15 protein-coding genes are annotated in these 21257 nt (G+C 72.1%); 11 read left to right on the top strand and 4 right to left on the bottom strand.

The genetic code is table 11. The annotated features are described in order from the left end of the window. Positions 1–8 precede the first annotated feature (8 nt). Positions 9–1712, top strand: a complete 1704-nt coding sequence (locus tag OHA30_RS15995) for a hypothetical protein (RefSeq protein ID WP_328914514.1) — start codon at positions 9–11, stop codon at positions 1710–1712. A gap of 934 nt (positions 1713–2646) precedes the next feature. Here OHA30_RS15995 and OHA30_RS15990 read toward each other — a convergent pair. After that, on the bottom strand, positions 2647–6216 hold the full coding sequence (locus OHA30_RS15990) for a choice-of-anchor D domain-containing protein (RefSeq protein WP_328914513.1): 3570 nt from the start codon (positions 6214–6216) through the stop codon (positions 2647–2649). A gap of 505 nt (positions 6217–6721) precedes the next feature. Here OHA30_RS15990 and OHA30_RS15985 point away from each other — a divergent pair. Beyond that, positions 6722–7426 carry a helix-turn-helix domain-containing protein gene (locus OHA30_RS15985; RefSeq protein WP_328914512.1) on the top strand — a complete coding sequence of 235 codons (705 nt, stop codon included), beginning with the start codon at positions 6722–6724 and terminating at the stop codon, positions 7424–7426. A 53-nt stretch (positions 7427–7479) separates the two neighbouring features. On the opposite strand, the gene OHA30_RS15980 is transcribed toward OHA30_RS15985, so the two are convergent. Then, on the bottom strand, positions 7480–9744 hold the full coding sequence (locus tag OHA30_RS15980; protein ID WP_328914511.1) for a tetratricopeptide repeat protein: 2265 nt from the start codon (positions 9742–9744) through the stop codon (positions 7480–7482). Between the two features lie 17 nt (positions 9745–9761). Further along, entirely contained in the window at positions 9762–11048 is a 1287-nt protein-coding gene (locus tag OHA30_RS15975; protein WP_328914510.1) for a hypothetical protein, read from the bottom strand. Between the two features lie 846 nt (positions 11049–11894). On the opposite strand from OHA30_RS15975, the gene OHA30_RS15970 reads away from it, so the two are divergent. The 8 genes from OHA30_RS15970 to OHA30_RS15935 all read left to right on the top strand — a co-directional run bounded on the left by OHA30_RS15970 (position 11895) and on the right by OHA30_RS15935 (position 20123). After that, positions 11895–12899: an amidohydrolase family protein gene (locus OHA30_RS15970; protein WP_328914509.1), complete on the top strand. Its 1005-nt coding sequence runs from the start codon at positions 11895–11897 to the stop codon at positions 12897–12899. A 6-nt stretch (positions 12900–12905) separates the two neighbouring features. After that, complete coding sequence (locus OHA30_RS15965) at positions 12906–13946, top strand: hypothetical protein (protein ID WP_328914508.1); 1041 nt, start codon at positions 12906–12908, stop codon at positions 13944–13946. Continuing rightward, the gene (locus OHA30_RS15960; protein ID WP_328914507.1) at positions 13943–14638 is read left to right on the top strand and encodes an RraA family protein; all 696 of its coding nucleotides are present in this window, start codon (positions 13943–13945) and stop codon (positions 14636–14638) included. Before OHA30_RS15965 ends, OHA30_RS15960 begins: the two co-directional genes overlap by 4 nt. Then, positions 14635–15312, top strand: a complete 678-nt coding sequence (locus tag OHA30_RS15955; protein WP_328914506.1) for an RraA family protein — start codon at positions 14635–14637, stop codon at positions 15310–15312. The genes OHA30_RS15960 and OHA30_RS15955 overlap by 4 nt, the downstream gene beginning before the upstream one ends. After that, positions 15309–15986 (top strand): 4-carboxy-4-hydroxy-2-oxoadipate aldolase/oxaloacetate decarboxylase, encoded by a 678-nt coding sequence (locus OHA30_RS15950; RefSeq protein WP_328914505.1) that lies wholly within the window; start codon positions 15309–15311, stop codon positions 15984–15986. The genes OHA30_RS15955 and OHA30_RS15950 overlap by 4 nt, the downstream gene beginning before the upstream one ends. 5 nt (positions 15987–15991) lie before the next feature. Further along, complete coding sequence (locus tag OHA30_RS15945) at positions 15992–16969, top strand: PDR/VanB family oxidoreductase (RefSeq protein WP_328914504.1); 978 nt, start codon at positions 15992–15994, stop codon at positions 16967–16969. A gap of 98 nt (positions 16970–17067) precedes the next feature. Continuing rightward, positions 17068–18246, top strand: a complete 1179-nt coding sequence (locus tag OHA30_RS15940) for an ABC transporter ATP-binding protein (protein ID WP_328914503.1) — start codon at positions 17068–17070, stop codon at positions 18244–18246. Continuing rightward, the gene (locus tag OHA30_RS15935) at positions 18243–20123 is read left to right on the top strand and encodes an ABC transporter permease (RefSeq protein WP_328914502.1); all 1881 of its coding nucleotides are present in this window, start codon (positions 18243–18245) and stop codon (positions 20121–20123) included. The genes OHA30_RS15940 and OHA30_RS15935 overlap by 4 nt, the downstream gene beginning before the upstream one ends. On the opposite strand, the gene OHA30_RS15930 is transcribed toward OHA30_RS15935, so the two are convergent. Beyond that, positions 20104–20298, bottom strand: coding sequence for a hypothetical protein (locus tag OHA30_RS15930; protein WP_328914501.1), 195 nt, complete (start codon positions 20296–20298; stop codon positions 20104–20106). The genes OHA30_RS15935 and OHA30_RS15930 overlap by 20 nt on opposite strands. Here OHA30_RS15930 and OHA30_RS15925 point away from each other — a divergent pair. Beyond that, positions 20297–21256 (top strand): ABC transporter substrate-binding protein, encoded by a 960-nt coding sequence (locus OHA30_RS15925; RefSeq protein WP_328914500.1) that lies wholly within the window; start codon positions 20297–20299, stop codon positions 21254–21256. The two genes, OHA30_RS15930 and OHA30_RS15925, sit on opposite strands and share 2 nt — an antisense overlap. Position 21257: the final 1 nt, after the last annotated feature.

Raw genomic sequence — 21257 nt, 5'->3', positions numbered from 1 at the left:
ATGCCCGCATGACGACGAGTTCCGTGCCGTTCACGGATGTGCCCGCGCGACCGTGGCTGTCCGCCGACGCCCGGCGGTGGCGGCATCTACAGGTCCCTGTGTGGGCACGGCCGGTGGGCCCCGCGGTGCTGGTGGCGGTCGCCGTGTTCTGGGCGGTGATCGTCTCGCCCGACCCGTCGTGCACACCGGCGGCGCCGTGCGGCGCGCAGTGGGTCGACGGGATCGCCACGACGTGGTTCCTGCCGCATGTGCTGTGCCTCTTCTTCCTCCCCGAACTCGCCCTGATATCCGGTCCGTTGCTGCTGCTCTACATGGCCGGGCCGGGTACCTGGGCGGGCGGCCCCGAGGAGAAGGCGGCGGACTGCTTCGTCGTCGCCGCGCTGTGCTGGGGCCTGGTGTCCGGCGTGACGCGGCTGCGGGTCCGGCGCCGTCAGGACGCGCTGATCCGCGACGCGGCCGGCGGTCTCGCGGTCGCGGCTCCGGCGCCCGCCGGGGTGCGCCCGGCCCGGCGGGGGGTGATCCGCTGGGTCGCGGGCGCGCTGCTGTGCGCGGCGGGCGCCGCCGTGGTCGCCACCGTCGTCGCGGACAACCGGGCCGACGACCGTACCGCTCGTACGGCCACCGCGCGGGACGTTCCCGTGGTGAAGTACAACGCCGGCGACTACGCCCTGACCGTCCGGCTCCCCGACGGCACCCGCCACCGCTTCGCCGTCGTGGGCGACTACCGCGGGCAGCACCGGGTGCGGGTGCTCGTCCACGGGGACTGGACGCGGCTCGCGGGCGAGCCCTACGGCGACCGGAGCGGCCGTCAGCTGCTGGCGGTGGTCCTCGCGGGGGTCGGGGTGACCCTGATCGCGTCGGGCCTGCTCGCCCGCCACCGGGTGACGGCGCTGCTGAGCGCTCCCGTGCCCGTCCTGCGCGTCCTGACCCGCCGCAACGGGGGGAACACGGAGATATACGCCGCCGACGACACCGCCGGCCTCGACCCCGTGCTGCACTACCGGCCGCACATCGGCGCCCGTGAGACGCTGCGCCAGGCCCTGCTCTACGGACCGGTCCGCGGGGACCGGGAGTTGGTGCTGGCGAGCGCCACGGAATCAGGCCAGTGGCTTGTCGAGGTGTCGGTCTCCCCGATACGTCCGGGCGCCGCGCCCGACCTGCCCCAGGCCGACGGCGTCCCGGTCAGCGGGGGTCCCGCGAAGGACCGGGCGGCAGCCGAGGACCGGGTGCGCGAGGCGCGGGCCGCTCTGGCCACCGGGCCGGCCCGGGTGCGCTGGCAGCCGGGGCCGGTGGCGTTCGTGACGGCGTTGGTGCTGTTCGCGGTGGTGGCCGCGGGGCCGGTCGCGCTGTACCTGTGGGGGGTTCACCCGTCGCCGCTGACCTTCTGGTACCTGATGTGGCTGTGCTGGGTGGTCCCCTTGGCCCGGATCGCGCGGTGGCGGATCGTGGCCGCGCCCGACGGTCTGTACGTGCGGACCCTGTGGCGTACGCACCACCGCCCCTGGGACGACGCCACGGCCGTCGTGTACAACGCGCGCGGCGAGCTGGGCCTCGCCTGCCGTGAAGGGGTCGACGACATACGGATCGGCATGGTCGGTTCGCCGCGGCTGGAACGGTGGTCGGGGCGGCCGAGCTGCGCGTCGCGGGCGGCCGCGGAGGTCACCGCGCTGATCCGCGAGCCCGGTCTGCGACCGGCGCTTCCCGTGTCCTGAGCGCGGTCTGCGACCGATGCTTCCCGGGTTCTGAGCGCCGGCCGACACCGCGTTCTGAGCCCGGGCCGGTACCCGGCGTTCTGAGCCCGGGGCGGCTCCCCCTTCCCGGGCCCCGGCCCGGGCCCGCTCCCCTTCCTGACCTCCGCGCCCCCGCGGCGCGGACCCAGGAGCCGGGGGCTCGGACGCGAGGCGATCGAGGAGGCCGGACATGCCGATCCGACAGCCGAGTCGGGCCCGGCTCCCGCTGCCGACGCGCTCCGCGACGCGGTGGGCGTGTTCGGCGGCGCCGCGGCGGCTCAGCCCCGGCCGGGGGGCGACGTACTCGTCCGTCCGGCCCGCCACCCGTGGGGGCCGGCTCCAGTTGCCGACGCGCTCTGCGACGCGGTGGGCGTGTTCGGCGGCGCCGCGGCGGCTCAGCCCCGGCCGGGGGGCGACGTACTCGTCCGTCCGGCCCGCCACCCGTGGGGGCCGGCTCCAGTTGCCGACGCGCTCCGCGACGTGGTGGACGTGTTCGGCGGCGCCGCGTCGGCTCACCCTCGGCCGACGGGTGACGCACCCGTCCGTCCCGGCCGACGGGCGACGCTCGTCCGTCTCGTCCGCCCCCGTGGGGCTCGGCTGCCGTTGCCGACGCGCTCCGCGACGCGGTGGGCGTGCTCGGCGGCGCCGCGCCGGCCAGCGGGCGACGTGCTCGTCCGTCCGGGCCGCCGCCGTGGGGGCCGGGCCACTCTGACCGGGCTCCTTCGGGAGCGGCGGAGCCGGTCGGGCGGCGGGCGTGCCGATCCGCTCTGCGGAGTTCCTGACCGTGCACCCCACGGCGGATCCGGAGTGGCGGACGTGGTCCACAGGGGAGAGGCAGGGGCCCCACCGCGCCGCGGTGGGGCCCCTTGTCATGCATGGGCGGGTCCGGTCGGGGGGTGCCCGACCGGGAGTCGGGTCAGGTGTTCCAGACCTGGAACTCGGAGAACTGGCCGGCCGGCCAGCCCGTGTTCGCCGTGACGGTCACCCGGAAGTACCGCTGGGTGGTCGCGGGGAACGTGATGGTGACCGTGTTATTGCCGCTCGGGTCGAAGGTGTAGCTCGCCGACGACTTGAGCGTGGTGAAGCTGCTGCCGTCCGTGCTGCCCGACACGGAGAGCGTCTCGCTGCGGGCCCCCCACGTGGCGGGGAGCTGGAGGACGACGCGCCCGGCGCTCTGCGCGGAGCCGAGGTCCACCTGCACCCACTGCGGCAGAGCGTTGTTGGCGCTCTCCCAGTAGCTGTTCTGGTTGCCGTCCGTGACGTTCGAGGACGCGTACACGTCGTTGTGGCTGGACTCGCTGGTGGCCTTGCCCGCGGCGAGGTTGGTGCTCACCGTGCCCGAGCCCGTGCCGGTCAGCGCGACCGTGGTCGGGTTGTTCGACGCGTTGCTGCTGATGGTGAGGCCGCCGGTGCGGGTGCCCGACGCGGTCGGCGCGAACTTGACGCTGACCGTGCAGGACGCGTTCGCCGCGAGGGACGAACCGCAGGTGTTGGTCTGCGAGAAGTCACCGGAGACCGAGACCCCGGAGACCGCCGCGGCCGCGTTGCCGGTGTTGGTCACCGTGACCGTCTGCGCCGCGCTGGTGGTGCCCGGCGCCTGGCTCGCGAAGGTCAGCGAACCGGGGTTGGCCGACAGCGTCGCCGCCGACGTCCCGCCACCGCCGCCGCTCGGGAAGACCTCGAAGTCCGACAACTGCCCCGCCGCCCAGCCGTTGTTGGCGGTGATGTTGACCCGGACGTACCGGGCCGTGGCGGAGTTGAAGGTGATCGTCACCGTGTTGTTGTTGGCGTTCGGGTCGAAGGTGTACCCGGCCGAGCCCACGAGGGTCGAGAAGTTCGAGCCGTCCGTGGAGCCGAGCACCGACAGGGTCTGGGTGCGCGCCGCCCACGCCGTGGCCGGCGGCAGCTTGAGGACGACCTTGCCGACGCCGTAGTTCTGGCCGAGGTCGACCTGCGCCCACTGCGGGAAGGAGCCGTTGGCGCTCTCCCAGTACGTCGAGGCGTCGGCGTCCGTGAGGTTCGCCGGGACATACGTACCGCTGCTCGAACTCGCCGACGCCGGGCGGCCGGCCGCGATGTTGGTGCTGCTGTCGATGCCGCTGCCGGCCAGGGTGACCGTCGTCGGGCTGTTGTTGGCGTTGCCGGTGAGCGTCAGATTCCCGGTACGGGCGCCGCCCGTGGTGGGCTTGAACGTGACGGTCACCGTGCAGGAGGCACCCACCGCGAGGGTGGAGCAGTTGTTGGTCTGGCTGAAGTCACCGCTCGCCGTGACGCCCGAGACGGTCGCCGCGGTCGTACCGGAGTTGGACACCGTCACGGTCTGCGCGGGAGCCGAGGAGCCGACCACCGTGGCGGCGAAGGAGAGGCTGGCCGGGTCGGTGTTGAGGACCGGGCCGGGCGCGGTGCCGGTGCCCGACAGGCTGACCGTGCTGGTGTTCCCGCCCGCGTTGACGGTCAGGGTGCCGGTACGGGCGCCGGTCGCCGTCGGCGCGAACTTCACGCTGACCGTGCACGAGCCGTTCGCCGCGATGGACGAACCGCAGGTGTTGGTCTGGGAGAAGTCGCCGGTGGCGGCGATCGACGAGACGGCAGCGGCCGCGCCCGTCGGGTTGGAGACCGTCACGGTCTGCGCGGCGCTCGTCGAACCGGTGGCGACCGAACCGAAGTTGAGCGCGCTCGGGTTGGCGGTGACGCCCTCGGCCGGGTAGGGCGGGAAGACCGGGGACGGCCACGGGCCGCAGATCGGGGTGCCGGTGATACCGGAGTTGCCGCCGCCGTCGGTCACCGCGAAGTTGTTGCCCTCGCAGCTGTAGACCGGGGAGGAGGCGCCCACGCCGGTGGCCGTGACATTGGTGAACTTCGCCGCGCCGCCGGTCTGTTCCTGGAGGGCGAAGGTGCCGGCGCCCGCGATGGTCACGTTGTTCAGGTTGACCCCGCTGACGGTGCCCTCGACCCACTGGACGGCCTCGTACGGGCTCTGCTCGATCAGCGCGTTGCTGACGTTGATCGGTCCGGTGATCGCGCCCTGGCTGCCGTCGAACCACAGCGCGCCGACGCCGAACTGCCAGTTCGGGTCGAGGCTGCCGTCGCGGATCAGGGTGTTGTTCGACACCGTGGTGGTGCCGACGGGCGTCGAGGTGAAGCGCTGCCCGACGTGGATGCCGCCGCCCTGGGCGAGGCCGGTGTCCACCACCAGGTTGCCGCTGACGGTGTTGTCGTGGCCGCCGTAGATCGCGATGCCGTTGGCGAGGATCTGCGTTGTCACCGTGTTGTCGGAGATCGTGTCGTTGGCGTCGGCGCCGAGCGCGGAGTCGGCCCAGGTCGCGATGCCGTCGTCACCGGTGTTGCGGATGTCGCTGTTGGTGACGGTCGAATTGGTCACGCCACCGTGGAAGTTGACGCCGTCAGCGGTGGTGTCGCGGATGCGCAGACCGCTGAAGGTCAGCTTGTCCATCGGCCCGTCCATCCAGGCGCCGACCTTCATGTGGTCGATCCACACGCTGGAGACGCTGGAGTTGCTCATCGCGCCGCCGATGCCGTTCACCTGGGCGGAGTCGTCGCGCTCCTGGACGTTGCCGAAGATCGCGAAGTTCTGCAGATGCACATTGCTGCTCGGCGACGGCGCGGAGTTGCCGTAGAAGCCGGGCGCGGTGCCGGTGACCGTCGAGTACCACATGCCGGCGCCCGCGACGGTCACGTTGTTGACGGCGATGTGCCCCGGGATGTTGTACGTGCCCGGCGGAATCCACACCGTGCCGCCGGGACCGGCCGCGCTGATCGCGGAGTTGAACGCGCTGGTCGAGTCGGCCGAACCGGTCGCGTCCGCGCCCTTGCTGGTGACCGACACCGAGCCCGCGGGCGCGGTCAGCGCGGCGCCCACCTGCTCGAAGTCGGCGTAGTCGATCGTGTACGACGACGCGTTGTCGCCCGCGTCCACCTGGAGCTTGAAGGTCGTACCGGCCGGATACGACTGCGGGAGCAGCCGGTGCGCCTCGTCGTAGAAGTGATGCGGGTTGCTGCCCGGCGAGTTGGTGAACGGATAGCCGCCGTAGTACCAGCTGTAGGCGTTGGTCAGCGTGAAGTCGCTCTGCTTGGTGCCGTTGATGTACAGCGACAGCGGGGCGGTGTAGACCGATCCGCCCGAGGTGTCCGGGATGCTGTACCGGAAGTCGATCGAGTTGGTCGCCACCGGTGTGGTGAACGTGACGTACTTGCCGCTGCCCTGGAGGGTCACGGCCTTGCGGTACGACGCCTCGTCGGCCAGCTGGCCCTGGGCGTAACTCGGGCCGATGACCGTGCCGTTGGTGGCCGAGTTCTCCGCCTGTACCTCGACGTACGGCAGGCTCGCTCCGTTGCCGCCGGTGGCGGCGGGGGTGGCGGCCGACGCCTGCGGGACGGCCAGCGCGAAGACGCCGGCGGCGGCCAGCAACGCGGTGGTGCCTCCCAGGGCGATCGTGCGCCCCAGATATCTGATGGGCTGGTACAACGTCTGCTCCTTTTCGACATGGAATGCCGTGTGTGCACCGTTCGACCGCTGTTGGGCGGCGTGAATGGGGGAGGCGCATGGAGCTGAGGCGGAGCCGGCGCCGGGGCCCTCGGTGAGCGCGGCCGGACGCGGTGCGGGTTCCGTGACGGGTGGGGGGACGGGGGATCACAAGCGGACGCGTGCGACTGCGGGATGGTGCCCGGGGTGGTGCGGGCGGTGACGGCGCAAGGGCACCGTAATGTCGCGGACACTGCACCGCAATATCAGGATGCAGCTTTGCCAAATCTCTACTTTCTTGCGCAAGAACCTGTGTGTGTCGGGCGGCTCGTCCCGTGGGTCCCACCGGGCGCTCCCGTGGGCACGGAATGTTCCGCTTCCCAGGAATGCGCATACCTGCGTGCGGAACGATGCTTGCGAACCGATGCCGTCACCGCGGCCGGGCGGCGGATCACTGCGCACGAGGCGGCCGGATTTCGCGCACTGACCACAAGGAGACGGTGGCCTTATGGAATTTCGGAGCCCGGAGAACAGCCGGCGGGTCGGCGTCCCGTTCGGGCGTGCGGGCGCACCGGGCGGCGGCGCGCCCGGCACCGCGTCCAGGCCGGCCGATCCGGTCCGACCTGCGACATCGCCCACGCTCTCCTCCGCCGACATCGGCCGCGCCGAGCGGGATCTGGGACTGACCCTGCACCGTTTACGGCTGGAGCACGGCCTTTCCCTACGGGCCCTCGCCCAGCGATTGGGCTACAGCGCGCACAGTGTGTTCTCGGCCATCGAAAAAGGACGGCGGATTCCCTCGGAGTCGCTGATCCGCTCGTACGAGCAGTGTTTCGGCCTGCCCGCCGGCGCGCTGCGGGCGCTGCGGCGCAAGGCGATGGCCGAACGCGCGGAGCGGATGACCGCGTTGCTGGCCGCGCACGTGGACGCGGGCGAGGACGCGGGCGGGGACGCGGATGCCGGCGGGGTCGGGGGCGGCGTCACGGGCGGGGTCGGGGGCGGCGTCACGGGCGCGGCCGGGTACGGCTACGGGCACGGCCCGGCGGCCGCGCGCCGGCCGGGCCCGCGACCACCCGAGACCTTCGGCGGCGGCGACGAGGAGTCCGTCACCGCCGCCCTCGCGCGACTGGCCGCCGCCGTACGGGACAGCACCCGCCGGGCGTTCGACCGCTGGTCGCCGCGGTCACCCTGGTGGCAGCCGCCGAGGCCGTAACGGCGCCCGCCCGGGCCGTAGTTCCGCGGCGCCCGGGCGCCATGGCGGTGCCGTCAGCCGATCGCCATGCTCCTGCGGGCCAGGCACTCCTCGCGGGCTTCGGTGATGTCCGTGTCGTCCGGCAGCAGTTCCGCGGCGATGTCGAGGTCGGCGAGCGCGTCGTCCCAGCGGCCGGCCTGCCGCAGCACGAAGGCGCGGTTGTAGCGCACGGCCGGGTCGTCCGGCGTCAGTTCGACCGCGCGGCGCAGGTCGTCCAGGGCGGCGTCCAGGTCCCCGCCCTCGTACGCCGCCGTCGCCCGGCCGCACAGCGCCGGCACCAGGTCGGGGTCGGCGAGCAGCGCCCTCCCGAACGCCTCCCGCGCGGCCTCGGCGTCGTCGCGCTCGGCGTGCACCTGGCCGAGCACGGCGAGCAGATGCGGGTGCTCCGGGGCCAGGGCGAGGCCGGCCGCCGCGTCCCGCTCGGCCGCGTCGAGATCGCCGAGGTCCAGCAGCAGACCGGCCCGGTTGACGTACGCGTTCACAAAGCTGGGGTCCAGCTCCAGCACATAGCTGAAGTCCGCGAGCGCGCCCTCGACGTCCCCGGCGTCGTTCCTGAGGTCGCCGCGGTTGTAGTACACCTCGGGGAAGGGCGGGCCGAGGCGCAGCGCCGTCTCGTAGGCGGCGAGCGCGTCCTGCTCACGGCCCATCAGGCGCAGCAGATTGCCCAGGTCGAAGTGGTACTCCGGGTAGTGCGGGTCCTGGTCGATCACCGCGCGGAGGTCGTCGAGCGCCTCGGCCGGCCGGCCGAGCCCGATCAGCACGGTGGCCCGGTTGTGCCGCAGGACGGAACGGTGCAGATGGTGCTCGTCGGCGCCCAGATCGCGGTCGAGTTCGGCGATGCCCTCCGTGACGAGCCGCAGCGCCTCCTCGGCGTGGCCGAGATGAGCCTCGATCAGCGCGAGCCCGTTGTTGTGGAAGACGGTGTTGAAGGCGCGCTGCCGGCGGTCGGGCAGCAGGGAGGCCAGCGCGATCGCCTCGTTGATCCAGGCCAGCGCCCGGTCGTGGTCGCGGCGGCTGGGCTCGCGGTGCCGGGTGAAGAGCATCGCGGTCGCGTACGCGCACTGGATGTGCACGGCGGGCTTGGTGGAACGCGCCCTGGCCTCGTCGCAGATCGCCTCGGCCTCGTCGGCGCGGCCGAGCGCGGACAGCGAGGTGGGCATCTTGCCGGTGAAGTACCACCAGTGGTCAGGGAAGCGCCCGCCGTCGGTGAGCGCGCGGCCGCGCCGGCACAGGTCGAGGGTCGCCTCGTAGAAGCCGTGCAGCATGCAGGTGTCCATGGCCACGGCGAGGGCCGCGATGCCGGTGCGGTACGGCTCGCTCCCGCGTTCGCGGTGGTACGGGATCGCGCCCAGTGCCAGGGACCGTTCGCCGGCGGCCGCGAGCGCGTCGGCCCGCCGGTCGTGCAACTCCCGGCGCTCGGCGGCGTCGAGGCTCTCGTACGCGGCCAGGGCGGCGGGGTCGTCGTCGGTCGCGTCACCCTCGACATAGCGGGCGGCCCGCGCGTGGACGCTCTCGGCGTTCTCGGTGCTCTCGGGCGCCGGTATGTGCGGCGCGTCGGCCCGTCGGCAGTGCCGGGCCAGCACCTCGGCCAGGTTCTCGCCTGCCGGGGTGCCCGGCTCCACTCCGGGGTCGGGCGGCGCGGGGACGAGCAGCGCGGCCGTACCCCCGGCCACCACGGTCAGCAGCGCCGGGTCGGTCCTGCGCAGGAGTACCGAGACGAACTCCGTGTCGGTAGGGTCCGCGTGGTCCAGGTCCTCGACGACCAGCGACCGTGTACCGGCGCCGTCGGACTCCAGCAGTTCGCGCAGGAACTCCTGGAGGCCGTGCGCGATCCGCAGCGTGCGCCACCGCGAGTAGAAACGGGTCCGCTCCTCGGGCACGGCCAGCGAGGTCAGCGTCTCCAGGTTGGCGGGGATCAGCTCGCGCAACTCCGGTGCCACGGTGAGCAGTTCCACCTCGTGGGCGGTGACCAGCTCCGGCCGGCGGTCGAGCGCGCCGGGGACGAGAGCACGCAGCAGGGTGCCCGCGGCCGTGTACGGTCCGCGCAGTCCCCGGTGGGCCGAGATCTCCGGCAGCAGCGGCGGCGGAAGCGCGAGGCCGGCGCGGTGGGCCGTACGGTCCCGGCGCAGCTCGCCGACCACGAGGAGGTGCTGGCGGCCGGGGTCCGAGGGCGCCAACTGGTCGGCCTGCGAAGTCGGTTCGGCGGTGGGGGCTGCTTCCACGGGCCCGGCCGGGGCTGCTTCTGCGGGCGCTGCGGAGTGGGCGGGCTCAGCGGACATCGGGCACTCCAGGGACGTCAGGACGGGGACCAGGTGGTGGCGGCTCTGCGCCCGGCCCGCCGCTCGCGCAGGTACAGCGCGCCGGCGAGGCCGAGTTCGCCGACGACCATCAGCAGGAAGACGACGCTGTCCGCGAGGCCGGCCCACTGGTGGGCCGGGCCGCCCGACAGATGCGTCACCACGGTGTGGAAGGCACGGCTGATGATGGGCGGCAGATTGACGGCCATCGTCGCCAGGGCGAAGGCGTAACCGACGCCCATCAGCACGGAGTACCAGCGGGCGGCGGAGCGGTCGCGCGGATGCCAGTTCCGCGGGTCGTGCCGGGCCGGGCGGCCCCACAGCCGGGACCACCGGTTGGCCAGCAACTGCTTGGCGGTCGCCTGGAGATCGAGGCAGCCGAGCACGGTGACGACCAGGTAGTACACATCGGTCTGCAGGAAGAAGAAGCACTGCCACACCAGCCGCAGCACGGTGGAGTACGCGAGGCCCAGCGCGACCCCGCCGATCAGCGAGAAATCGCCGTCGGCGGTACGGGTGGCGGCGGCGACCAGGGTGAACGCGGCCAGTACGCCGATGTCGGTGAGCATGCCGGCCAGGATCGGCAGGACGCGTTTGCGGCGCGGTACCGCGACCAGCCCGTCCATGGTGGTCTGCGCGACCACGTAGTACAGCCGCCGGCCCACCGACAGCTTGGAGCGCAGGCCCAGCCGGCGTCCGGCCAGCGCGTGCGCGGCCTCGTGCAGCAGGATCAGCGGCGCCTGGGCGAAGAACATCGTCGCCACCAGGACGGACATGTAGTGGGTGAAGAACACGTGCCGGTAGCTGGGCGCGAGGTCGGGCGAGCGGACCGTCGTGACCAGCCAGCCGGCGATCAGCAGCAGATAGAGCACCGCGCCGACCGGGGAGAACACCGCGCGGCCCAGGCGCTGCCAGCGCACGGGCGGGGGCGGGGCGGCGTCCTTCTCGCCGGGCGGCCGCAGGAAGCCGAGTTCGCCGAGGTCGGCCACGAAGTCGGCGATGTCGACGGTTTCGCCGTAGGTGGCGGAGTACCACCGGGCGGCCTCCGCGCATGTGCTGCCCTCGACGAGCCGGCGCAGCAGCGCGGCGCCGTCGGCCGGGAGCACCACGAACGAGCCCGCGTCGAGCCTGCCGACGGTCACCTCGTCGCCGTCGGGCTGGAAGACGAGGTCGTGGAAGGCGAGCGGCTGGTCGGCCGTGCCTGACGCGGGCGGCGCGCCGGGCGTTCCCGCCGTCCCTTGCGCCCGGTCCTCGCCGGGCTCGGCGGTCGCCGACCTGTCTGGCATGGCTCCTCCAAGCGGATGGCCGGGCGGCGGCCGGTGGGCGGGCGGCCCGCGTGGGCGGACGGCCGGGGCGCGCACACGGCGACTGGGGCCGGGGTCCTCGGTGACCGGCGGCGGGCGGGAAGTCCCGTGTCCCGCCGCCGGGTTGAGCCGCGCGACTAGAAGTTGACCGGGGGCAGCGGGGGCCAGGTCGGACCGCACGGGGCGCCGCCGTAGAGCGCCGCGGTGCTGGTCAGACGGACCGAACCGGCCTTCCGAATGGCGATCTTCTTCATCCTGATCACCTCCTTTACGGATGTCTCCCGGCCTGTGTCCGCCCGCCGTGATCCGCGGACCGACCCAGGCACTGATTGGGGCCGAGCAATTTCTAGCAGCGCCGCCCGGACACCTCCCGCGGTCCGTGACCAACCCGGTCCCATTCCGATCCCACCCGCCCCGCCCGCGACCGGGCACCCCGGCCGACTCCTGCCCGGGGGAGGGTGGGGTGGCTGGAAAGTGCGGTGATGAAAGGGACGGATGCGCCGGTTCTTTTATGGTGAACTTTTTTGGCGCACAGTCCGCTGGGGGAAATTCGATCTAGGATGTTTCTCAGGCGGATGCGATATATGCACGTCAGAGCGCCCCTCGCCGGGCGCCGACGGTCCACGCCGGGTGGGACGCCAGGCCCTCGGGACGTCGGGGGAGGTGCCACGGACAGTTAGCTGTCCCACCATGAGGAATTCTCCCTGAAACTATTCCACATAGGGCGCACCATGCCTATGGTTCAGGACACCCGGTAAGGACGCCGCAGGCACCCTTCCCGGGGCAACGGCGGGCCTCGCCCGTTCTGACCATGAGAAGGACAGCGCCATGTACATCGACGTTCACGGGCACGTCACCGCCCCGGACAAGCTCTACGCGTACAAAGCGGGCCTGTTGTCCCACCGCGGCGCCCACGGGCGCGGCCGTTCCGGAGTGACCAGAGAACATGTCGTGGAGGCGCTGAACGCGCCGCATCCGAGCTTCGGCAAGATCTCCCACCTGGAGCACCTGGACCAGGCGGGCGTGGACGTACAGCTGATCTCGCCCCGGCCGTTCCAGATGATGCACAGCGAGAGCCCGGCCCATCTGGTCGAGTGGTTCACCGCGGAGACCAACGACGTCATCGCGCTGTGCTGTCAGGTGGACAGCCGCTTCCGGGGCGTGGCGGGTATGCCGCAGTCGATGGAGCTGGACCCGGCGCTGTGGACCAAGGAACTGCGCCGCTGCGTCACCGAGCTGGGCTTCGTCGGCGCGACCCTGAACACCGACCCCTACGAGGGCCTGCGGCAGCCGCCCGCCATCGGCGACCGCTTCTGGTACCCGGTGTGGGAGACGCTCTGCGAACTCGACGTACCGGCCATCATCCACTCGGCGGCCTGCCGTCCGCCGGCCCGCGAAAGCTACTCGCTGCACTTCGTGCAGGAGGAGACCCTGGCGGTGGCCGGGCTGCTCCAGTCGACGGTGCTCGACGACTTCCCCGACCTGAAGATCGTCGTGTCGCACGGCGGCGGCGCGATCCCGTACCAGAAGGGCCGCTTCTACCCGGCCGCGCTGCGGGCGGGCACCACCTTCGAGGAGCGGCTGCGCCGCCTCTACTACGACACCTGCCTCTACACCCAGGACTCGATCGAGTTCCTGCTGCGCACGGTCGGTGTGGACCGCTGTCTGTTCGGCACCGAGAAGCCGGGCACCGGATCGGTCAAGGACCCGAAGACCGGCCGCTGGATCGACGACATCCATCTGCTGATCGAGGACATCGACTGGCTCACCGACGCGGACCGCAAGGCGCTGTTCGAGACGAACGCCGTCGATCTGTTCGGGCTGGAGGTCTGAGCCGCGATGGCCGAACTCGTACTGGGCGTGGGCACCTCCCACGGACCGCTGCTGAACACCGCGCCGGAGGACTGGGGACTGCGGGCCAAGGCCGACCGCGCCAACAAGGCGCTGGTCTACCGGGGCACGGAGTACGCGTACGACGACCTGCTCGCGCTGCGCGCCCCCGGCTTCGCGGACGAGTGCGCACTGGAGGTGCGCCGCCGCCGTCACGCGGCCTGCCGCGCCGACATCGAGGAGCTGGGCCGCCGGATCGTGGCCGCCGAGCTGGACGTCCTGGTCGTGGTCAGCAGTGACCACAAGGAGGTCTTCGACGACGCGCTGCTGCCGCAGTTCGCCTTCTACTGGGGCGACACCATGCGGCACGAGCCCTTCACCCAGGAGCAGCTGGACCGGATGAAGCCCGGTCTTGCCGTCGCCGAGGTGGCCAATGTGCCCGAGCGCAGTACCGTACGGCCCGGCCACGCGGCGCTGGCCCGCCATCTGATCGAGCGGACCTCCGCCGCCGGGTTCGACCCGGCCGCGTCCCGGAACCTGCCGCCCGGTGAATGGGGTAACTCGGGCATTCCGCACGGCTGGGGCTTCATCTTCGAGCAGCTGCTCGCCGGCGACGCGGACCACATCCCGCCGACCGTACCGGTCTTCGTCAACACCTTCTGGGAGCCGAACCCGCCGTCGGCCGCCCGCTGCTTCGACTTCGGAGTCGCGCTCGGCGAGGCGATCAGGAGCTTCCCCGGGCACCTGCGGGTGGGCATCGTCGCCTCCGGGGGGCTGAGCCACTTCGTGGTGGACGAGGAGCTGGACCGGGCCTTCCTCACCGCGCTGGCCGGCCGGGACGCCGACCATCTGCGCGCGCTGCCGGACGCCGTGCTGCGGTCGGGCACCTCGGAGATGCGCAACTGGATCGTGGTCGCGGGGGCGCTGCACTCCTCCCCGCTCTCGGCCGAGCTGGTCGGCTACGAGCCCTGCTACCGCGCCGAGGCCGGCACCGGCTGCGCGATGGCCTTCATGACCTGGCAGGACGACCGTCCGGAGGAGACACGATGACGACGGACGGGACATCCGCGCCCGACGGGACGGACCCCCTGCTGGAACGGCTGCGGGCCCTGGACTCCTGCGCGGTCTCCGACGCGCTGGACGCGTACGGCCTGTCCACCGTCGTGCTCGGCCCGCGCCCGGTGTGGCCGGTGGACCGGGTGGTGGCCGGCCGGGTGCGGACCGTCCAGGTGGGCCCGCGCCGCTCCGACCGGCCGGCCGGCCATGTCGGCGCCGCCGCGGTGGACGCCTCGGGCCCGCAGGACGTACTGGTCATCGCCAACGACGGCCGGCTCGACGTGTCCTGCTGGGGCGGCATCCTCAGCCGGGCGGCCGTCGCCCGGGGGATCGCCGGAGTGCTGGTGGACGGCGCCTGCCGGGACGCCTCCGAGAGCGGCGAGCTGGGCCTGCCGGTCTTCGCCCGGGCCGTGGTGCCGATCAGCGCCCGCGGCCGGGTGGTCCAGCACGCGATGGACGAGCCGGTGGAGTTCGGCGACGTCACCGTACGGCCGGGCGACTACGTGATCGCCGACGGCAACGGAGTGGCCTTCGTCCCGGGGCCCGACGCCCCGCGGATCGTCGGCTTCGCCGAACGCATCGTGGCGCGCGAGGCCGGCATGGCCGACTCCGTCGACCGGGGACGTCCGGTCTCCGAAGTGATGCACGACAGTCAGTTCCCCGCTACCGAGGAGTCCGGCTCGTGACCGACGAACGCGCCGCCCAGGCGCCCGCCGCCCCCGCGCACCCGCTGCGCGGCTACTCGACCGCCACCGTGGCCGACGCGCTTGACCGGCTCGGCCGGGAGGGCTGTCTGCTCGGCATCGGCCCGCTCGCCAACGGGATGTCGATCTTCGGCCGCGCCTACACCGTCTCCTACGTCGCCGCCGGGCACCCGGCCGGCACGGTCGGCGACTACCTGGACGACGTCGAGCCCGGCGAGGTGGCCGTGCTCGACAACTCCGGCCGGACCGACTGCACGGTGTGGGGCGACATCCTCACCGCGATGGCCGACGACCGGCGGATCGCCGGCACGGTGATCGACGGAGTCTGCCGGGACGTACGGCGGGCGCTCGACCTCAACTACCCGCTCTTCACCCGCGGCCGCTACATGCGCACCGGCAAGGACCGGGTCGAGGTCCGCGATGTGCAGTGCCCGGTGGGGATCGGTGGCGTCCAGGTGCTGCCCGGCCAGCTGATCATCGCCGACGACGACGGCGCGATCGCCGTGCCGCCGGACGTCGAGGACGAACTGGCCGAGGTCTGCCGGGGCATCCACGAACGCGAGTCGCGCATCGTCGAGGACGTGCTCGCCGGCCGCACGCTGGCCGCCGCCCGCGCCGCGCACGGCTACCACCTGCTGCAGAGGAGCCAGGCATGACGACCGCCGCATCCCCCGCCTCCGGCCCGAGCATCCCTCAGGGCTCCGCCGGCCTCGACGGCCTGGACACCCCCGCCTGTCTGCGGCTGGGCACGGCGACGCTCTACGAGGCGTCCGGGCTCAACTGCTTCCTGCCGCCGCGTATCCGTCCGGTCTGGTCCGGCGCCGTGGTCGTCGGCCGGGCGCTGCCGGTCACCACAGGCCCCGCCGACAACCTCCCGCTGCACCTCGCCCTCGAACTCGCCGAACCCGGCGACGTGCTGGTGGTCGACGGACGGCAGGAGAGTTGCGGCTACTGGGGCGAAGTGCTCACCGTCGCCGCCCAGGCGCGCGGCGTGCTGGGGCTGGTGATCGACGGCGGGGTGCGCGACACCGACCAGCTGCGCGACCGCGGCTTCCCGGTCTTCAGCTCCTCGGTCGCGGTCCGCACCACGGCCAAGGACGACTCCGGGACCGTCGGCGACCCGATCACGCTGGGCGCCGTACCGGTCCGCCGGGGCGACCTGGTGGTGGCCGACGCGGACGGCGTCGTGGTGATCCCCTGGGCGTCGGCCGACGCGGTGCTGACCGCCGGCCGGGCGCGCGAGGCCGCCGAGGCGGGCTACATGCGCCGGATCGCCGAGGGCGAACTCACCCTGGACATCTACGGCTTCCGGCCCGCCGGTACGGACTGAGCGTCATGACAGAACAGGCCGTCTTCGACACCCGGCAGCTGCTGGTCCGCCAGGTCCGGCTGGAGGCCGTGGGCGTGGTCTCGCTGACCCTGGCCGACCCGGACGGCGGCGAACTGCCGCCGTGGTCGCCGGGCGCGCACATCGACCTGAAGCTGCCCAGCGGCACCGTACGGCAGTACTCGCTGTGCGGACCGCCGGACGACCCGTACACGTACACCGTCGCGGTGCTCCGCGAGGAGCGCGGCCGGGGCGGCTCGGTCGAGGTGCACGACTCGGCGCTGGTCGGCCGCACCCTCCAGGTGCGCGGCCCGCGCAACCACTTCGCGCTGGTGGACGCCCCCCACTATCTCTTCCTGGCGGGCGGGATCGGGGTCACCCCGATCCTGGCCATGGTCCGCGCGGTCGCCGCGGCCGGCGCCTCCTGGGAGCTGTACTACGGCGGACGTTCGCGCGCGACCATGGCGTTCACCGCCGAGCTGACGGACCTCGGCGCCGGGCGGACACACCTCGCGCCGCAGGACGAGGACGGACTGCTGCCGGTCGACGACCTGGTGGCCGCGGCGCCCGACCGTACCGCCGTGTACTGCTGCGGTCCCGAGGGCATGGTCGCGGCCGTCACCCGGGCGTGCGCGGGCCGGCCGCAGGCACTGCACGTCGAGCGGTTCGGCGCGCCGCCAGGGGTACCGCCGGCCACGGCGGGACCGGCGGCGGGGGCGGCCGGCTTCACCGTGGAACTGCGGCGCAGCGGACTGACGCTGGAGGTGCCGCCGGACCGGACCCTGCTCGACGTGGTCCGGGACGTGGCGCCCGACGTGGGGTTCTCCTGCGAGGAGGGCTACTGCGGATCGTGCGAGACCAGGGTGCTCGCCGGGGTCCCCGAGCACCACGACACCGTGCTCTCCGACGAGGAGCGCAAGCGCGGCGACACGATGATGATCTGCGTCGGGCGGTCGGCCTCGGAGCTGCTCGCACTGGACCTCTGAGTCATCAATTCCCCTTACCAGAACCTACAGAGCGTCCATTTCTCTACGAAGGATTCCTGGCGACGGTCAGCCGCCCAGGACAGATCCGAGGAGCGCAGATGTCTATGAGGGCGACCACGCCGGACCGCCCCCTCAGGGGCCCGACCACAGATCCGGTGGAGCAGCCGTCCGGTGACCCGGCCGTTCAGCTCCAGCTGACCGGCATGACCCGGAAGTTCAACGACGTCATCGCCGTCGACCACATCGACCTCGATGTGAAGCAGGGCGAGATCTTCGCCCTCCTCGGCCCCAGCGGCTGCGGAAAGAGCACGTCGCTGCGGATGATCGCCGGTCTGGAGAAGATCGACGGCGGCTCGATCTCGATGCGCGGCCGCACGCTCGCCGACGCGCGGCAGGGCACCTTCCTGCCGTCGGAGAAGCGCGAGATCGCGATGGTCTTCCAGTCCTACGCGATCTGGCCGCACATGACGGTGGCCCAGAACGTCGCCTTCCCGCTGCGGATGCGCCGGGTCAAGCGCGCCGAGCGCCGCCGCCGGGTCGAGGAGATCCTCGCGGTCACCGGACTCGAGGCGATGGCCGACCGGCCGGCCACCCTGCTCTCCGGCGGCCAGCAGCAGCGCGTGGCGCTCGCCAGGGCCCTGGTCTACACCCCCGACCTGCTGCTGCTCGACGAACCGCTGTCCAACCTGGACGCCAAGCTGCGCACCCAGATGCGGCGCGAGATCCGCCGGCTCAACCAGGAGCTGGGCATCACGATGCTCTTCGTCACCCACGACCAGTACGAGGCGCTGTCCATGGCCGACCGGCTCGCCGTGATGAACAAGGGGAAGATCGAGCAGATCGGCCGCCCGACCGACCTCTACGAGCGCCCGAAGACCCCGTTCGTACGGGACTTCCTCGGCCGGCTCATCGTGGTCGAGGGCGTGCTCGACGGCGAGGCCGAGCAGCGCCGGGTGATACTCGACCAGGGCGGACAGCGGGTCGGGCAGATCGTCGGCGTGGAGCCGCCGGCCGGGCTGAGCGCCGGCGACCGGGTGGGCGTCCATCTGCGCCCCGAGGACGTCGACATCAAGCCGCGCGGCCCCGGCGAAACGGGACCCAACCAGGTGGCCGCCCGGGTGCTCTCCTCGGTCTACCTCGGCGACAGCTTCGAGTACGTCCTCGACATCGGCGGCTCCAACGTACTGCTCGACGCTCCGCGCCGGGTCGTGCACCGGCCGGGCGACGAGGTCGTCATCGAGGTCGACCCCCAGCGCACCATGGTGTGGCCGCTGTGACCGGCCTGCTGCCGACATCGGCCCCCGAAGAGGGCGAGGAACTGCCCGGACCCGTGCGCAGGCTGATCAGGGCCCGCCGCTCCAGCGGTTCGCGGACGGCCGGAGTGGTCGTACTGCTGCTGGTCGCCGCCGTCACGCTGGTGCCCATCGCGCTGCTGCTGGTCAACAGCCTCAACACCGCGGGCCCCGGCGACCCGGCCCACTACGGCCTGGAGAACTGGCGGACCGCGTTCGGCGACGGCGCGCTGTGGCGCTCCGGCTGGAACACCGTACGGCTGGCCGTGCCCCGGGTGCTGATCGGGATCGTGATCGCCACGGTCATCTCCTGGCTGATCGCCAGGACCGACATGCCGGGCGGCCGGATCGTCGAGGTCTTCCTCTGGTTCGCGTTCTTCATCCCCCCGCTGTCGATGACGCTCGGCTGGATCCTGCTGCTCGACCCGGCCAACGGCGCCCTCAACCAACTGGTCAGGGACATCCCAGGACTGGGCGGCGTCACCAACGGCCCGTTCAACATCTACAGCTACTGGGGCATCGTCTGGGACCACCTGACCACCACCACGGTGCCGATCATGGTGATCCTGCTGGTGCCGGCCTTCCGCCGGATGAGCCGGTCGATGGAGGAGGCCGCGCAGACCTGCGGGGCCGGCCGGCTGCGGACCCTGGTGATGATCACCGTCCCGGTGATGCGCCCGGCCATCGTCGCCGCCGCGCTGCTCAGCTTCGTCTACTCGCTCAAGACCTTCGAGATCGAGCTGCTGCTGGGCACGCCGATCGGCCTCAACGTCTACTCCACCCAGATCTACAACTGGCTGGAGGCGTCCCCGCCCGCCTTCGGCGTCGCCACCGCGCTGGGCTCGGTGTTCATCCCGATCCTGGTCATGCTGGCGATCATGCAGCGGTACGCCACCCGCAACCGCAGCTACATCACCGTCGGCGCGCACACCTTCAACGACGAGCCGATCCGGCTCGGCCCGGTGCGCCGCTGGGTGGTCGCCGGGGTGCTGGGGCTCTACACCTTCGTCGCCGTGGTGCTCCCGATGGGCGCCATCGTCGTGGGCTCGCTGATGCGGCGGTTCGGCTTCTTCCAGCTGACCCACCCCTTCACCACCGCCCACTGGTCGGCGCTCTTCGAGGACAACCTGTTCGCGTCCTCGGTGCGCAACACCCTGCTCATCGGGCTGTTCGCCACCCTGATCGGCGTCCTGGTCTACTTCGCGGTCGCCTTCGCCGTCGTCCGCAGCCAACTCCCCACCCGGGGCGGCATCGATGTGATGGCCTGGCTGCCGGCCGCCGTACCGGGCATGCTGCTCGGCCTGGGACTGCTGTGGGTCTACCTCGGCACCCCGCTGCGCACCGTGCTCTACGGCAATCTGTTCGGCCTGGTCATCGCGCTGGTCATCAGCCACATGGCCACCGGCACGCAGCAGTTGAAGGCCGCCATCCTCCAGATCAGCCCCGATCTGGACCGGGCGGCGCGGATCTGCGGCGCCAGCCCGCTGCGCGCCTACGTCCACATCCTCTTCCCGCTGCTCGGCCCCTCGGTGGCCGCGGCCGGAATCCTCACCTTCAACGCCGCCGTCAGCGATGTCAGCACGGTGGTCCTCCTGAGCAGCAACAACTCCCGGCCGCTGTCCCTGCTGTTGCTGGAGTACAGCACCAGCGGCGCGCTCGAACAGGCATCCGTCCTGGGTGTGCTGATGAGCGTGATCACGGTCGGAGTGGCGCTGCTGGCCAGGGCGGTCACCAGCGGCCGGCTGCGCAAGCCGAAGCGCCGGGTCCGGACGACCGGCGGCCTTCCCCCAACGTCCCCGCGCTCCACAACGAAAGCAGGTGCGTCATCAAGAGACACAGCACTCACCGCAACTGGAAGCTGATCTGCGCCGGTATCGCCGTCGCCTTCGCCGCCACCGCGTGCGGTTCGAGTTCCGACTCGGGATCGGGTTCCGACTCCACCGCCAAGGGCGGTACGACCGGCGAGGTCAACAGCCTCTGCCCGTCCCCGACCGGCGCGCTGGTCGCGGCGGCGAAGAAGGAGGGCAAGGTCGTCATGTCCGGCTCGCCCACCGACACCATCCGCCAGCAGCTGCCGCAGGCCTTCCAGAAGACCTACGGCGTGACCCTCGACTACATCGGCACCAGCGGCCGCAACAACGCCGCCAAGCTCCAGTCCGAGCGCAAGGCCGGGATCTACTCCCAGGACGTGTTCGTCGGCGGCGCCGACACCATGGCCAACAGCTACCACGCGCAGGGCTGGCTCACCCCGCTCACCGACGTACTGACCCCGCAGGAGCTCGACCCGAAGTCGTGGCTCGGCGGGAAGGTCCCGTTCGTCGACCCCGACCAGCAGATCCTCAGCATCAGCAAGTACGTCAGCGTCCCGATCGTCATCAACAGCGCCAAGGTCAAGTCCGGCGAGATCAGCAGCTGGAAGGACCTGCTCGACCCGAAGTGGAAGGGCAAGATCGCCATCATCGACCCGCGCACCCCGGGCGGCTCGATCTACAACGTCGGCATGTTCCAGTCCGACCCGGCCTACGGCGAGTCCTTCGTCAAGGCGCTCTACAAGGACCAGCAGCCGGTGCTGATCACCGACTCCCGGCAGGGCACCGACGACCTGTCCAGGGGCAAGTACGCGGTCGCCCTGGCACTGGGCCAGCTCGACGTCAGCAAGGCGATGGCCGACGGGCTGCCGATCGAGGTGGTCGCCCCCGACCTGGAGCAGACCACCAGCGGCTTCGGCTTCCTGGCCGTCTCCAACAAGCCCCCGCACCCGAACGCCGCCAAGCTGCTCGCCCAGTGGCTGGCCTGCCCCGACGGCAACAAGGCGTGGAACACCGCCTACGACAGCGCCAGCACCCGCGTGGACGTCGCGCCGCCGACCGACCTGCCCGCCTGGGAGGTCCCCAAGCCCGGCCAGACGTACTTCGACACCAACTCGTGGGAGTTCCTGACCAAGGGCGTCGGCGAGGCGACCACGCTCATCAAAAGCCTGATCGGCTCCAACTGAC

The organism is Streptomyces sp. NBC_00223 (genome assembly GCF_036199905.1).
GTDB lineage: Bacteria > Actinomycetota > Actinomycetes > Streptomycetales > Streptomycetaceae > Actinacidiphila.
Note: the sequence above shows the minus strand (reverse complement) of the source record. Positions and strands in the feature narration are given on the sequence as shown.